This is a genomic window from Pirellulales bacterium (genome assembly GCA_035939775.1).
Taxonomy (GTDB): Bacteria; Planctomycetota; Planctomycetia; order Pirellulales; family DATAWG01; genus DASZFO01.
This window is the reverse complement of sequence record DASZFO010000179.1, coordinates 1-13,250: the sequence shown is the minus strand read 5'-3', so window position 1 is coordinate 13,250 and position 13,250 is coordinate 1. Positions and strand designations below refer to the sequence as shown.

Below are 13,250 nucleotides of genomic sequence, written 5' to 3'. Positions count from 1 at the left end.
GATTGCTCGGCGTCTCGAGCGGCCTACCCGGAAGTCGATAGCGGACCGGACCGGTCCGCCCGCTGGCGCTCGCGCGCCGGCGGTTGCTCCCTGTTTGGCCTTGCTCCCGGTGGGGTTTGCCTAGCCAGACCGGTCACCCGGACTGCTGGTGAGCTTTTACCTCGCCGTTTCACCCTTACCCCGCGGCGCGAGCCGAGGGGCGGTTTGCTTTCTGTTGCACTTTCCCTAGCCTTGCGGCCGGTGGGCGTTACCCACCACCGTGTCCTGCGGAGCCCGGACTTTCCTCCCGCGGTGCGGCTCATCACCACGCCGCCGGCGGCCATCCGGCCCACTCCGAATCCACTACCAGAATAGGTTGCCGGAGCCGCAGAGAGAAGCGCTCGAAGGTTCACTTCATGGCATGCTTCTCGAAGAACTCCCACATCAGGTCGTTGGCCGATATGTTCGTCGTCGATTTGCCGAGGTATTTGATCCGCGGCGTACGGCCGGGCCAAGTGTGTCCGCCCCCTTCGATCACGAACAGGACCACCTCAGCGCCAACTCTGCCGGGGCCGTAGGTCTTGCGGGTCACGCTTGTGCCGTCGTGGGCAGTATCGGGCAACTTGGCGACGGAGGGCACTTCAGGGCAACCGTCGGCCTTGATCCAGGCTCGGATTGAGTGCTCGACCGAAATGAAATCGGTACCGCTCAAGCTCTTCGCTCCGCGTCCACCGCCGATCGGAAGAAACTCGTCGGACGTGCCATGAAAGTGCATCACCGACACGGGCCTCGTCGGATGGCAAGGCTCGCGCGTTCCAATTTGCCGACTGTGACGGTTTGCGTGTGATCCCCGGGTTTCAGCGATTCGACAGCGACGGCACTCATGGCGACTAAAAGTAGCGAAGTAAACACGGTGGCACCTGATTTAACAATACCGCGCGTGAGGCTCAGCGGTCAGGACGAGTCCTGTCCTGCGGACGAGACCAGGATCTTCTCCGCCGCCGAGCGACCCAGGTGGATGGTTTGGCCGGCGACGCGTATGACCACGAGGCCTGCTTCAACGTGATTGGCGGAAACGCGCCCTTCAACTCCCAGCGGCAGTCCGGAGGCAGTGAGGAACCGCAGGAAATCCGGAGATTGATCAATCACGCGCACCAGTCGGAATTCATCCCCTTCGCGGCAATCGGCCAGCGGACGATACGACGGGTTGGGGAGCGATCCGTCGGCCTTGGGAATCGGGTCGCCGTGCGGATCGACCTCCGGATGGCCGAGGTACGCGTCGATCCGATCGACCAATAGGTCGCTCACGGCGTGCTCCATGTGCTCCGCCTCGTCGTGGACCTCATCCCAGTTGAGATTCAGCGTGCGGACCAGAAACAGCTCGATGAGCCGATGGCGGCGGAGCACGCGCAGGGCGAGCGCGTTGCCGGCCTTCGTGAGCCGCACTCCTTCATAGGGAGTATACGAAACCAGATTGCTCTCGCTCAGAGTCTTGAGCATGCTCGTGACCGTGCCCGGCGAGACGCCAAGCGCGGCGGCGAGTTGTCCGGTCGTCGCTGGCGCCTTCTGCTCATTCGCGCAGATTTCGTGGATCGTCTTGACGTAGTTTTCGACGGTCAGGCTGGGCATGGGAGATTCGGGATTTGCGATTTTGGATTTTGGATTTCAGGGCCGTTGGTCCGTCATTACCTCGCCGGGGAACAGCGGATCGCGCGAATGGCGAGCTAAAGTTAGTATAGGCAGGAAAACTCTTCGGCAATGCAGTTCATTTTATGCAAACGTCTTCAATCTCAAATCCAAAATCCAAAATCGAAAATCCAAAATCCGGCACCTCATTTTTACCGCTTATACTATGTCTCGCCGCGGCAGCGATGCTCCTCGCGGCGCCGCGACCCGCGACTGCCGCCGACGGCCAGTTGCTCTTGAGCGCCGTCGATAAGGAGACCGGCCAGCCGATCGCCTGCCGCATTCATTTGCAGAACGCCAACGGCCGGCCGGTCAGAATCCCCGGCACGGTCGCTTGGGGAGATCATTTCGATTTCTCCGGCAAGGTGCTGCTCAAGCTGCCGATCGGCAATTACACATTTGTCATGGAACGCGGGCTTGAGTATCTCGACATGACGGGGCACTTCCGGATCGAGCATTTCGCCGACGACTCTAAACAAATCGAGCTGCATCGCTTCTGCAACATGGCCAAGGAAGGCTGGTGGTCCGGGGACCTCGACATCCAACGTCCCGACAAAGACCTGCCGCTCTTGATGCAAGCGGAAGACTTGCACGTCGCGCCGCTGACGACCTTCTCGAACTCCAAAACGGAATGGTCGAAGCGCGCGCTGCCGGCCAATCCGCTCGTCGAGACCGATGGCAATCGCTATTACCATTTGCTCGGCGGCGAAGAACTTACGCCGGGCGGCCTTTTGGCGTATCTCAATTTGGCCAGACCGCTCGATTTGAAAACGCTGCCGCCTGATTCGCCGCTTGACCGCGAGTCCGATGTGCGGCAACAGGAAGGCGCATGGATCGACGTGCGCTCGGCCTCGGCGTGGGACTTGCCGATCTGGGTCGCACTGGGGCGGATCGACTCGGTCGAAGTGAACGACCGCGAATTCATCCGCGATCCTGGTCCCGCTCTCGTCCCTGCCATGCCCGGCGAGCGGCCGCGCGACAAGCAGCAATTCCCGCCGCCGCTAGGGATCGGCCGCTGGTCGCAAAAGGTCTACTTCCAATTGCTCAATTGCGGTTTGCGCCTTCCGCCGACCGCCGGCAGCGGCTCGGGCGCTTCGCCCAATCCGGCCGGTTACAATCGCGTTTACGTTTATTGCGGCGAGCAGTTCAGCTATAAGAACTGGTGGGCCGGCCTGCGAGCGGGGAAAGTTTTCATCACCAACGGCCCGCTGCTCCGCCCGACGGTCGAAGGCGAGCCGCCCGGGCACGTGTTCAAGGCCGCGGCCGGCGGGAAGGTCGATCTCGAAATCGGCCTGACGCTCTCGACCCGCGACAGGATCAGCTACGTGGAAATCGTCCAAGATGGCCGAGTCGTCCACGAAGTTCGGATCGACGATTTGCAGAAGGCCGGGGGCAAGCTGCCGCACGTCGTCTTCGACAGGAGCGGATGGTTCCTCGTGCGAGCGGTCGCCGACAATTCCAAGACCTACCGCTTCGCGATGACCGCGCCGTATTACGTCGAGATCGGCGACGAGCCACGAATCAGTCGCAGCTCCGTCCAGTTCTTCCTGGATTGGCTTGACGAGCGCGAGAAGCAAGTGAAGATCGACGATCCCGGTCGTCGCGACGCGACGCTCGCCGAACTCCGCAAGGCGCGCGACTATTGGCAGGGGCTGCTGACACGAGCGAATGCGGATTAGACGGGTTTGGATTTCGGCTGCCGGCGCACGTCATTTATCACCGCTCTCCGTCGCGTAGCGAAAGATTCCCCGCCCATCCGGAGCCGCGCTGAGCAAGTACACCTCGCCCCGTTCGTCTTCGCCAAATGACCAAGTGGCCCTGCGGCGGTCCTTGATCGTGCGGTTCTCGACCACTCGACCCAATTTAGGATCGTAGCGGAGCGCAAAGAGCTTGCCGTTCGAATAGTCGGCATAGACGTAGTAACCTTGCAGTTCCGGCAGACGTTTTCCACGATAGACGCAGCCGCCGATAATGCACACTCCCGCGTCATGGCGATATTCCCAGATCGGGTCGATAAACTCTTTACTCGCTCCTTTACCCTTCGGGCCAAAAGGGTGCAGACCTTCGCGACGATTCCAACCGAAATTGCCGCCACGCTGGATTAAGTCGATTTCCTCGTAGAGGTCCTGGCCGACATCGGCCGCCCAGAGCGCACCGGTCGCATTGTCGAATGCCATGCGCCAGATGCAGCGAAACCCATAGGCCCAGATTTCCGGGCGGGCATCCGAGCGACCGACGAACGGGTTGTCTTTGGGAATCGCATAGTTCTTGCCATCGTCCCGGTGATCTACGTCGATTCGAAGGACTTTGGACATCAACGATTGCAGATTCTGTCCGTTGTCGTAGGGATCCATTTGAAACCCGCCGTCACCGTGAGTGACGTAAAGATAACCATCTGGACCGAAACAGACCGTGCCGCCATCATGGTTCCAAGACGGTTTCACGAAACGTATCAGTTCTTCTTCTGAATTTGGATCGGCGCGCGTGGGGTCGTCCTTGCTCACCTTGAATCTCGACAGGACGTTGGTGAGCTTGGCCTTCTTGGTGGTGTAGAAGACGAAGAACTCGCCGTTCTGCTTGAAATTGGGATGGAACGCAAGCCCCAGGAATCCTTCATCCTGGGTTTGCTCGTTGAAAACGACCCGATCACTCAGGTCGAGAAAGATCTTGGTTCGCTTTGCCGTCTGGTCATTGGGGAAGACATGGACGACGCCTTGTTGAGTGGGGACGAAAACTCGGTCGCTGCCATCGCCGGCGTTTGTCAGGAGTATGGGCCGAAGTGGATTGGGCTTTCCGTTGTCGGTGACTCCCGTCCAACCGGTCCATTGCAGGTCGGGGAAAGCAAGTTCAGTTTCGATGGCCAGCGGCCGCTGGTCGAGGTCGGCGCCTGGAACGACAATCGGCACACCAGTCAACGTCCCGGTCTCTGGGTCAGGAACCAGGACTTGTTTTCCCGTTGGACTTAAGCACATCCCGGACCCTGTCGCGATCCCGCTCACCATCGGGATGGGATTATCGCCGGGCCGCGGGATAATCAGCAGCCGACGTGCTTTCGGATCGCCGATGACAAGCCGGCCGAATCGGTCCCAGACCAATCCTTCGCATCCCGCGAGTCCCTGGGCGAGCCTTTCCGTCGAGCTATCGGCCAATTTGATGCGGTGTAAATCCCCCGAGCCTGCGTCGAGAAGAATGAGATGCGATGCGCCATCCATCACCAACCCGCTCGGCGTCTGGAGCGATGAAAGTTTCTTTGCGTCGAGAACAAGACTCACTTGCCGTTGCGGAGAAATTCGGTAGATCGCAGCGCCCTTGCCTTGTCCGTCGCCGGCGTCGCAGACATAAATGATGCCGCTTTGCGGGTCCACGACCAGCGCGCCGAGCGATCGAGGCTCAATCGGAAAGGCCTTCGTCTCCACGTAGACGTCGGCCTTGCCGTTGCCGTCAATCCGCTGAATGCGTTGCCGCTCGGCGGCGAAGAACCACTTTTGATGGGCTGCCAATGCCCGGATCTCATTCAAGCCCTCAGCAAAGGGGACCGCCTTGTCGTTCTCGATGAGCACGATCGCACCCTTGACGTCCTCGTCGCTCGTGGCTTTGACAGCGACGTAGATCTTGCCACCGCCGCTGACCGCCGCCGCGGACGGATTCTTCAAGCCCACCAAAACAGGCTGGGGCAGGTCCTCGGCGGCTGCCAGGAATTTGGGGATCAGGACCGCGACGATAAGGAACAACCAGAGAGTTTTCATTTGTGGATCTCGGCGTGAACGGTTGGCGGTGGAGCGTGCAGGCTGCCTCGGTCAATCGGGCTTTGCCGGGGGCTATCAAGCTGCCTGGCAGCTTGATGATGCCTCGATCCAGCGCGACTTGCAAGATAGCCACTCCGATGTGCGAATTCAATTTGCTTGCAGGGGGCGCTAGCCACCTCTAGTTCACGTTGACCAAGTCGGCGTTCAATCGCACAGCCTGACCAGGTTTGAACTGCAATGCCACCGTCTTTCCTCCGTACCGCACCTTGCAGGCTCCCCCGTCGTTGCTGCGGATTTCTGTGGAAACCAACTTCCCTGCCTTCCATTGCAGGCTTACCTCGAACCCGCCGCGCGCCCTCAGACCCGAGACCGAGCCGTCGCTCCAGCCGTCGGGAAGCGCGGGCAGCAAGCCGATCTCACCAGCGTGGCTTTGAAGCAGCGCTTCGGCGACGCCGGCGGTAAAGCCGAAACTGGCATCGGATTGGTTGGCGCCTTTATTGTGCAAGTTGGGAGCCGGCGAATTTGCCACAAAGGCCGAAATGAAATCGGCAACCTTGTCTCCACGCTCCAACCGTGCCCATACGGAGATATACCAGGCGGAGGGAAACCCGCCGCGGGGGCGACGCGTGTCCATCCATTTCTGGATCGCGGCCGCAAGTTCCGGTGTGCCACGCAGCGTTATGGAGCTGCCGGGATAGATCGTGAAGTTCGGCGAGCAGTTGTGGCCTTGATTTCCAGCCCGCCAGTCCTCGATCCATTCTTGAAGATGGCCCAGGCGGTTGATCTGGTAAGGAGGCAGCTTCTTGAGGGCGGCTTCGAGCTTGCCGCGGAAGTCCTCGTCGACGCCAAGAAGCTTGCTGGCCGCGATGCAATGGGGAAACAGCTCGCGGATAATCGCGATGTCCATCGTTGGGGAAGGGGAGAGATAGGCCATTTTCCCCTCGCCATCGAAGTAGCCGTGCTCGGGAGACATCGAAAACGGCGTGACCAACCAGTGGTGCTTGGGGTCCTCCACCATCACGTCGAGCAGGAACTGGGCCGCGCCTCTCAGGATGGGATAGTATTCCTGGAGGAACGCTCGATCGCCGGTGAACGCAAAATGCTCCCACAAGTCCTGGCAGAGCCAAGCGCCCCCCACGGGCCACATGCCGAATCGGGCCGCATCGACGGGGGCTGTGCCTCGCCAAAGGTCGATGTTGTGATGCGTCACCCAGCCGCCGCAGCCGTAGTAGACCTTGGCGGTTTTTGCTCCGGTGACCGAGATGTCCTTGAGCATGTCGAACAGCGGCTGATGGCACTCAGATAGATTGCAGATCTCGGTCGGCCAATAATTCATCTCGGTGTTGATATTGATGGTGTATTTGCTGCCCCAGGAGGGCGAGACCGACTCATTCCAAATTCCCTGGAGATTGGCTGGCTGTCCGCCGGCGCGGCTGCTGGAGACGAGGAGGTAGCGGCCGAATTGGAAGCATAGAGCTTCCAGGTTCACGTCTCGTTTGCTCGCACGATTCGCCTGGAGACGCTCGTCGATGGGCTTCTCGTTCATCGACTTGTCGCCGACGTTGAGGTGAACTCGGCCCATCAGATTGGCGAAGTCCTCCAAGTGCCGACGGCGCAGGGTCGCGTAATCCTTGCCGGCCGCGGCGGTGAGAATCGTCTCGCAGGCCTGCGCAGGATCGGCGCCGATGTCGTGATAGTTCCGGAAGCTAGTCGCGGCCGCCACGACAAACGTCATGGCATTTGCGCCCTGAAATTGCAGACCGTTGTCCGTCGATCGCGATTTTCCACCGTCGGGAAATGCCAGCAGCGCGGCTTGGAATCGCAAGCCCGTCCCCTCGACCGGCGCGATCAGCGGGTTCTTCTCAGGTATTGGTCCCTTCCAGATTCCATCCATCGCCATTTTGCCGGGGCGTGAGGTTACCTTGTCCAGGTAGCGGCTATTGAAGTTTGCTTGGACATCGACGCGGCCGGGCTTGTCGCAGGTGATGTGCACAACCAAGACGCGATCGGGGTAAGAAACAAATGTTTCACGTGTGAACAAGGCGCCTCCGGCGCGATAGCTAATCTTGGCGACGCCGGTTTCCATGTCCAACTCGCGGCGATACTCGTCGACGTTTTCGATGCCTTGGAATGAGAGCTGGAGATCGCCAAGCGGCTGATAGGCCTGCTGAGCCGCGGGAATTCCGAAGAAGTGCTGATCGGCCATCTGCTCGGCTTCCTGAAACTTGCCGGCAAAGACCAGGTCGCGGATTTTTGGAAAATACTGGCCCGCTTCAGGGTTGTCGTAGTCGTGGGGTCGGCCGGACCAGAACGTGCCCTCGTTGAGCGCGATTCGTTCCTGCTGGATGCCGCCGAAGACCATCGCCCCCAGGATGCCGTTACCCATTGGCATCGCTTCCAACCATTTTTCCCCGGGTTGGCGATACCAGAGCACCATGTCACCGGAGGCCTTGGCCGGCTCGTGCAGTGCAGGCTCGGCCGCGAGCGTGGACACGACCGGGAGGAACAAGAGAATCGCCCCCATGAAACGCCTTGCTCTCATTGGTATGACCTCTCGGATAAAGAAGACTTATGATTCACAGAGTCGCGTTATTTGGTTTCTACGACGTACTCGCCGCACAGCCGATTTCGCGGAAACTGCGTCGAGTTAGTTTCCCCCAATGATACTCGATCGGCGTGACATGGCCGCCGAACCAGATTACATTGAGGCCTGTCGCATAGCGGAAACTTGCCGCAGGATCATTATGAATGCTTACGCTAAACGCATCGCCGCGTCGAGTTGGCGAGCCCATTTAATCGTCGCGCTTTTCTCGCTCGTCGCCCAAACGCCGAACGTTGGGATCCGTGCCATGTCGGACGACCCCCTTTCCGATGAAATCCGGATCGTAAAGCAAATCGCGCCGGGAGATACGAATCTCTACACCTCCAGTCGCGAGCCGCTTGAGCCGAGCCGGCTCATCAAACTGCCGATCGGCAGTATCGTACCGCGCGGCTGGCTGCGCGGTCAGCTTGAACTTGAGGCTCGGGGGTTAACCGGCCATTTAACTGAGATCTCTCCCTGGTGTCGCTTCGAAAAGAATGCCTGGACCGATACGGAAGGGCATGGACACAGCGGATGGGAGGAATTGCCGTATTGGCTCAAAGGATATGGTGATCTCGGTTACGTGCTCAGGGACCAAGCGATCATCGACGAGGCTCGACGCTGGATCGAAGCGGTGCTGACCAGCCAGCGCGACGACGGATGGTTTGGCCCACGGTCGTTGCTGACGTCGCTTGACGGCAAGGCCGATCTGTGGCCGAACATGCCGATGCTCAACGTGGTCCAGTCGTATTACGAATACTCGAACGATCCGCGCGTGCTGCCGTTCATGACCAAGTATTTCCGTTGGGAGTTGGCTTGCCCGGAGAAGGACTTCCTTGTCGGCTACTGGCCAAAGATTCGTGGCGGCGACAATCTGGAAAGCGTTTACTGGCTCTACACCCGCACGGGCGACCCGTGGCTGCTCGATCTGGCGGATAAAATCCATCGTCGCACTGCCGATTGGGCGAGCGGCGTGATCAACTGGCATGGTGTGAACATCGCTCAAGGCTTTCGCGAACCGGGCGTTTTCTACCAGCAGGCGAAGGACTCCAAGTTTCTTGCCGCCGCCGAGCGGAATTATCGCGCTGTGATGGATCTCTACGGACAGGTGCCCGGCGGCGGGTACGGGGCCGACGAGAACTGCCGCCCCGGTTTCGGCGACCCGAGGCAAGGTTTTGAAACCTGCTCCATGGTCGAGTTCATGCACAGCTTCGAGATGCTCACGAAGATATCGGGCGACCCGCGCTGGTCGGATCGCTGCGAAGACGTGGCCTTCAATTCGCTCCCGGCCGCACAAACCCCCGACCTCAAGGCCCTGCACTATCTTACCTCGCCGAACATGGTGCAGCTCGACAAGGGGAACAAGAGCCCGGGCATCGAAAACGGCGGGACCATGTTCTCGTACAGCCCGCTTGAGGTCTATCGCTGCTGCCAGCACAATGTGTCGCACGGCTGGCCCTATTACGCGGAAGAGTTGTGGTTGGCCAGCAGCGACGGCGGGCTATGCGCGTCGCTTTACGCGGCATCTGAGGTGACTGCGAAGGTTGCGGACGGCGCCGAGGTGAAAGTGGTCGAGGAGAGCGACTATCCATTCTCCGACGCGATTCAACTGAAGATCGCGGCGACAAAGCCCGTTCGTTTTCCGCTTTATCTCCGCGTTCCGGGTTGGTGCGGCAAGCCCGCCGTTGGGATCAATGCCGAACCGAAACCGATCGACGCCCAGCCGGATTCATATATCGCGATCAATCGGACGTGGCGGGACGGTGACCTGGTCCGCTTGCAGTTGCCGATGAAGGTCGGCGTGCGCAAATGGCCGAAAAACCACGACAGCGTGTCGGTCGATTACGGCCCGCTGACCTTCTCGCTGGCAATCGGCGAGCGTTGGTCGCGCTACGGTGGCAGCGACCAGTGGCCGGAACAGGAAGTTTTTGCCGCGACCCCGTGGAACTATGGACTGGTGCTTGACGATCAGGATCCTTCCAAGTCGTTCGAGGTAGTTCGCAACGCCGGGCCAATCGCACGGCAACCTTTTACGGCGGACGCCGCGCCCGTGCGCATCAAGGCCAAAGGTCGCCGGATTCCCCAGTGGCAGCAAGATCCGAACGGCTTGATCCAGCCGCTGCAAGCCAGCCCCGCCCAATCCAAAGAGCCGATCGAGACGATCTCGCTGATTCCGATGGGCGCTGCTCGGCTGCGGATCGCCGCCTTCCCAACGGTCGGCGACGGCGGCGGTACACACGCCTGGAGCCTCTTAACCCAGCCGTCGGGCGCACCGGTCGCGTTCACATCGCAAGATCCGTTGATCGCTCAGGCTCGCCAGTTCGTGGATTCTGGCGAGTTCGCCAAGGCGACCAAGCTTTTGGACTCCGGACATCCGGCCGATGCGCGCGCCAGCGACGTGTTGCGGGAGGTGATCGAGCGGATTCGCGTCGCGTACACAACTGACGCCGATGCGATGCTCGCGAAGCTGAAACAGTCGATCCCAGACGTCACTGCCGAGGACTTGGAGCGGTGGCGCAAGGCGGGCCAATTGCAATCCCGCACGATCGACGGGCGAGTCTGGTACTTCAATCGTGAGCCTGCCAACCTGTTCCGTTTTTGCGATGAGGCAATTCGTCGCCGGACGCCCGCGGCAGACAAAAAGCCCGCTTGGCGGCTGGAAGATCACCTGGCCCGCGTGATCGCTGCGACCAAGGACGGAACCGGACCTGAGGTCGTGCCGATCAGGCAGCGGATCACGTACAGCCTGACGGTGCCGGCCAGCGCTCCCGGCTTCAAGCCGGGGGCGGTGGTCCGCGTCTGGCTGCCGTTTCCACAGGAGTATCGTCAGCAGAAGGATGTAAAGTTAGTTCGCTCCTCTCCGAAGTATGGTCTGCTGGCCGAATCCTCGAATGGCAATCCGCCAACCGCTGGAGCGGCGCAGCGGACGCTGTACTTCGAAGAGCGCGTGCATGAACCGCCTGAGCCCATGACGTTCGAGGAAGTCTTCGAGTTCACGTCGAGCGCGTACTATCCAGTCCTCGACGACGCGAAGGCCGTGCCGCTTCCCGCTGACTACTCGGAGGGGGATCTTGGCGAGCGGCCGCCGCACATCCGGTTCACGCCGGAGGTGCGCGAGACGGTCGCCCGGATTGTCGACAACGAAACCAACCCGCTGGCCAAGGCGCGGCGAATCTTCCATTTCGTTAGCAACAAAATCGCCTATTGCGCGGAAGAGGAATACTCGACAATGCCAAGCCTCTCGACCAAGGCCCTGGCGAGCTACAAAGGCGATTGCGGCGTCCATGCCATGCTCTTCATCACCCTCTGCCGCGCCGCGGGGATTCCGGCCAGATGGCAAAGCGGCTGGGCGACCGAGCGCGTCGGCCTAGACATGCACGATTGGGCTGAGTTTTACGTTGCCCCCTGGGGCTGGCTTCCGTGCGATGCCAACCGTCCGCCATATGGCTTGCAGGACAGCGACGATCCAGCCATTCGCGAGTTCTACTTCGGCCACCTCGATTCCTATCGCCTGATCGTCAATCGCGACTACGGCCGCGACCTGGTTCCGCCGAAGCAATCCCTCCGCAGCGAGACGCTAGACTTCCAACGTGGCGAAGTCGAAATTGACGGCAAGAACCTCTACTATCCGCACTGGGACTACGACATTCACGCCGAATGGCTGAAGGACGGACCGTGAACAAAGAGCGCCTAACAAATCCGGCGGGGACTGTCCCCCTTTTGCGCAGTCCCCGGAGCAAAACGGGAACTGTCCCCTTCTCTCAGCCGGATTTTTTAGCCGCTCTAAAGTTTGCGTCCGACGGCATAGGGTTGCGGATCGATGTGGGGTGTTTCGCCGGAGACGAGTTCCGCGATGAGTCGCCCCGTCGCTGGCGACATCGACACGCCCAACATGCCGTGGCCGGCGGCGACAAACACATTCTCAAGTGCCGGGGCGCGGCCGATCAGTGGCAGGCTGTCAGGCGTCATGGGACGCCATCCATACCAAGATTCCAGCACGGGTTCGGCGTGCGGTTCGCGAAGATAGAGCGCCGCGCCGTCACGCAAGAGGCGCAAACGAGCCGGATTCAAGCTGCCGTCGTACCCGGCGAACTCCATCGTCGATCCGATGCGGTAGGTGTACATAAGCGGCGTGATGGCGACGCGATGCTCTTCGAAAATCATCGGGAATCGAGGGCAGAGCGCCGGGCGCGGCATGGTGATCGAGTAGCCCTTGCCAGGCTGAATGGGGATGGTGCAACCGAGCAAGCGACGGAGCCGAGGAGTCCAGGCGCCCGTGGCGACAATGATTTGGTCGGCGTCGAGTTCGCTGCCGCTCGTGATCAACCGGCGGACGAGCCGGCCGTCGGCAACGAACTCGCGCAGCTCGCATTGCTCGCGAATCTCGACTCCTTGTCGTTCGAGCGCGCGCCGCCAGGCCAGCATCAGTTTGTCCGAGCGCAGGCAACCGTCGGTCTCATAGCGCCAGGCGCCGGCGTTGCCGGGCAAGAGCGCCGGTTCGAGTTCGAGCAGGTCCGGGCCGTCGTAGCGCGTCGCGCCGAGGTTGAATTCGCCGCGCAGCAAGAGGTCGGTCTCGGCATAGTGATCCATCCCCCGTTGGGATCGAAAGACAAAGAGCAAGCCCGATGGTTCCCATTCGACATCCGTGAGCGTTTCCTCCAGCAACTCGTCGTAGAGCAAGCGCGACGAATTAAGGAGCGACTGAATCGCGTGTCCCGACTGGATCATGTCGCGTTGGTTGCACCTCTTGGCAAACTGCCAAAACCAGCTCCACATCGCCGGATCGAACCGCCACCTCACCTTGACCGGCGAGTTGCGAGAGAACAATGTCTTCAGGGTCCGCCATAACGCGCCCGGACCGGCCAGCGGCAGAGTGTGGCTGGGAGAGACATATCCGCAATTGCCGTGCGAACAGCCGCGGCCAAAGGCGCCTTGATCGATCAGCGTGACCGCCCGCCCCCGTTGGCGAAGATAATAAGCGCATGCCGCGCCAACGACCCCGCCGCCAACGACGACCACTCGGTCTTGGGCACGACTCATGAACTGATGCCTATGAGCGCATGACAAATCCGGCGGCCTGAATGGCCGATGGAGCACAGCCCAGGGCGCGGTCCGCCGCGGCGGACGGAACCCTTGTATGTTTCTTCGGCGCGAGTGATCGACGTACCCGTGGGTACGACGGAGAATGAAATTGTCACCGCCGTGGGACGGCCTGCGCAGCGGAGGCGAGCGCCAGCGAGCCGGAGCGGAGCGGGCCG

7 protein-coding genes and 1 other RNA gene are annotated in these 13,250 nt (G+C 60.8%); 2 read left to right on the top strand and 6 right to left on the bottom strand.

The window, feature by feature from the left end; all coding sequences use genetic code 11:
* The 3 genes from rnpB to VGY55_11670 form a co-directional block, all read right to left on the bottom strand.
* Positions 1 to 335: RNase P RNA component class A (gene rnpB / locus VGY55_11680), an RNA gene on the bottom strand; the annotation flags it as partial.
* A gap of 53 nt (positions 336 to 388) precedes the next feature.
* Complete coding sequence (locus tag VGY55_11675; protein ID HEV2970620.1) at positions 389 to 763, bottom strand: hypothetical protein; 375 nt, start codon at positions 761 to 763, stop codon at positions 389 to 391.
* Positions 764 to 933: 170 nt separating this feature from the next.
* The gene (locus tag VGY55_11670; GenBank protein HEV2970619.1) at positions 934 to 1,608 is read right to left on the bottom strand and encodes a metal-dependent transcriptional regulator; all 675 of its coding nucleotides are present in this window, start codon (positions 1,606 to 1,608) and stop codon (positions 934 to 936) included.
* Between the two features lie 242 nt (positions 1,609 to 1,850).
* On the opposite strand from VGY55_11670, the gene VGY55_11665 reads away from it, so the two are divergent.
* The gene (locus VGY55_11665; protein HEV2970618.1) at positions 1,851 to 3,344 is read left to right on the top strand and encodes a CehA/McbA family metallohydrolase; all 1,494 of its coding nucleotides are present in this window, start codon (positions 1,851 to 1,853) and stop codon (positions 3,342 to 3,344) included.
* A 30-nt stretch (positions 3,345 to 3,374) separates the two neighbouring features.
* Here the strand turns inward: VGY55_11665 and VGY55_11660 are convergent, their stop codons facing one another.
* Both VGY55_11660 and VGY55_11655 read right to left on the bottom strand, forming a co-directional pair.
* Complete coding sequence (locus tag VGY55_11660; GenBank protein HEV2970617.1) at positions 3,375 to 5,411, bottom strand: PQQ-dependent sugar dehydrogenase; 2,037 nt, start codon at positions 5,409 to 5,411, stop codon at positions 3,375 to 3,377.
* 178 nt (positions 5,412 to 5,589) lie between these two features.
* A complete protein-coding gene (locus VGY55_11655) occupies positions 5,590 to 7,953 on the bottom strand; it encodes a glycoside hydrolase family 95 protein (GenBank protein HEV2970616.1) in 2,364 nt (787 codons plus the stop codon).
* Between the two features lie 307 nt (positions 7,954 to 8,260).
* On the opposite strand from VGY55_11655, the gene VGY55_11650 reads away from it, so the two are divergent.
* A complete protein-coding gene (locus tag VGY55_11650; GenBank protein ID HEV2970615.1) occupies positions 8,261 to 11,671 on the top strand; it encodes a beta-L-arabinofuranosidase domain-containing protein in 3,411 nt (1,136 codons plus the stop codon).
* A gap of 104 nt (positions 11,672 to 11,775) precedes the next feature.
* Here VGY55_11650 and VGY55_11645 read toward each other — a convergent pair whose 3' ends face one another.
* Positions 11,776 to 13,032, bottom strand: a complete 1,257-nt coding sequence (locus VGY55_11645) for an FAD-dependent oxidoreductase (protein ID HEV2970614.1) — start codon at positions 13,030 to 13,032, stop codon at positions 11,776 to 11,778.
* Positions 13,033 to 13,250 lie beyond the last annotated feature (218 nt).

Bases quoted from the DNA above. Each gene is read 5' to 3' on its own strand.
- VGY55_11670 (HEV2970619.1), bottom strand. From the start codon at position 1,608: ATGCCCAGCCTGACCGTCGAAAACTACGTCAAGACGATCCACGAAATC.
- VGY55_11665 (HEV2970618.1), top strand. From the start codon at position 1,851: ATGCTCCTCGCGGCGCCGCGACCCGCGACTGCCGCCGACGGCCAGTTG.
- VGY55_11660 (HEV2970617.1), bottom strand. From the start codon at position 5,411: ATGAAAACTCTCTGGTTGTTCCTTATCGTCGCGGTCCTGATCCCCAAA.
- VGY55_11655 (HEV2970616.1), bottom strand. From the start codon at position 7,953: ATGAGAGCAAGGCGTTTCATGGGGGCGATTCTCTTGTTCCTCCCGGTC.
- VGY55_11650 (HEV2970615.1), top strand. From the start codon at position 8,261: ATGTCGGACGACCCCCTTTCCGATGAAATCCGGATCGTAAAGCAAATC.
- VGY55_11645 (HEV2970614.1), bottom strand. From the start codon at position 13,032: ATGAGTCGTGCCCAAGACCGAGTGGTCGTCGTTGGCGGCGGGGTCGTT.